The organism is Janthinobacterium violaceinigrum (assembly GCF_009208555.1).
GTDB classification, from domain to species: domain Bacteria; phylum Pseudomonadota; class Gammaproteobacteria; order Burkholderiales; family Burkholderiaceae_D; genus Janthinobacterium; species Janthinobacterium violaceinigrum.
In genome coordinates this window covers 1-451 of record NZ_WFLI01000112.1, presented here as the reverse complement: position 1 = coordinate 451, position 451 = coordinate 1, and the positions used below count along the sequence as shown (strand labels likewise).

Sequence of the window (451 nt, the reverse complement as noted above, 5' to 3'; positions counted from 1 at the left end):
GCAATGTCCAAGGCGCGGTGCGTGCCGATGGCAACCTGGCGATCAACAGCGCAGGCAGCATCAACAATACCCTGGGCATGCTCAGCGCCGGCAGCACGCTGTCGTTGCAGGACAGCGGTCCCGGCCGTGGCCTGGCCATCACCAACACGGGCGGCACCATCATCGGCGGCCAGCGCACCGATATCCGCGCAGGCAGCTTGAGCGGCGACGGCAAGGTATTGTCGCAGCAAGACCTGGCGCTGGACCTGGCGGGCAACTTCACGCTGAACGCGGACGCCGAGATCATGGCCAATGGCAATGCCGGTATCACTATCGGCGGATTGCTGACCAATGCAGGCAAGATCCAGGCGCGCAGCACCCTGACCCTGGGTGCCGCCAATTTCGACAATACCAGCACGGGCGACATCAATGCAGGCACGACGCGCGTCAACGTCGGCGGCGTGCTGAACAA

The 451-nt window shown here is 64.3% G+C and carries 1 protein-coding gene; it reads left to right on the top strand.

What is annotated here, in order from left to right:
- The coding region (locus GCN75_RS28865; protein ID WP_152285377.1) for a hypothetical protein at nt 1-451 on the top strand (451 nt) is incomplete at both ends.